This window comes from Aquipuribacter hungaricus, from assembly GCF_037860755.1.
In the GTDB taxonomy this organism is placed as follows: domain Bacteria; phylum Actinomycetota; class Actinomycetes; order Actinomycetales; family JBBAYJ01; genus Aquipuribacter; species Aquipuribacter hungaricus.
This window is the reverse complement of sequence record NZ_JBBEOI010000530.1, coordinates 1-585: the sequence shown is the minus strand read 5'-3', so window position 1 is coordinate 585 and position 585 is coordinate 1. Positions and strand designations below refer to the sequence as shown.

The window sequence follows — 585 nt, the reverse complement described above, 5'->3', positions numbered from 1 at the left end:
CGTCCCCGCCCAGGCCACCGGTGGCCAGCCCACCGGCGCCCCGGCGGGGTACGGCGCCCCGACCGCCCAGCCTTCCCGCTCCCCGCAGCCGCCCGTCCACGGCGGTCCCGGTCTGCCCTCCCGCCCCACCGCCCCCGGCGCCCCGGGTACCGCAGGCCCGGTCGGCGCAGGTCCGGTCGGCACGGGTCCGGTCGGTGCAGGTCCGGTCGGTGCAGGTCCGGTCGGCGCAGGTCCGGTCGGCGCAGGCCCCGCGGGCTACGGACCGGCCGGGGCCGGGTCGGTTCCTGGCGGTCCCGCGCCCCTCGGCTCCACGCCCGACGGGGCCCACCGCTCCCCGACGGCCCCCGGCCTCTCGGCCACGCTCGGCGGCGTGCCCGTCGTCCCCGCCCTCTCCGACGGCGAGGCGGTCCGGCAGCGCTCCATGCTCGCCTCCGAGGCGCTCAGCGAGCTCAGCCGGCTCTCCTCCTACAGCCCCAGCACCGTCGAGGGCCGCGGCGGACCGGCACCGCTCGTGCGCCGCCAGCCGGCGGCCACCGAGGCGGCCCGGCTGCCCCAGCCGACCGGCCCAGCCCCCGAGCGCCGCCC

1 protein-coding gene is annotated in these 585 nt (G+C 82.2%); it reads left to right on the top strand.

The window, feature by feature from the left end:
- Positions 1–370: 370 nt before the first annotated feature.
- Positions 371–585 (top strand): hypothetical protein (locus WCS02_RS21010; protein WP_340296244.1); only part of this gene is annotated, 215 nt, incomplete at its 3' end.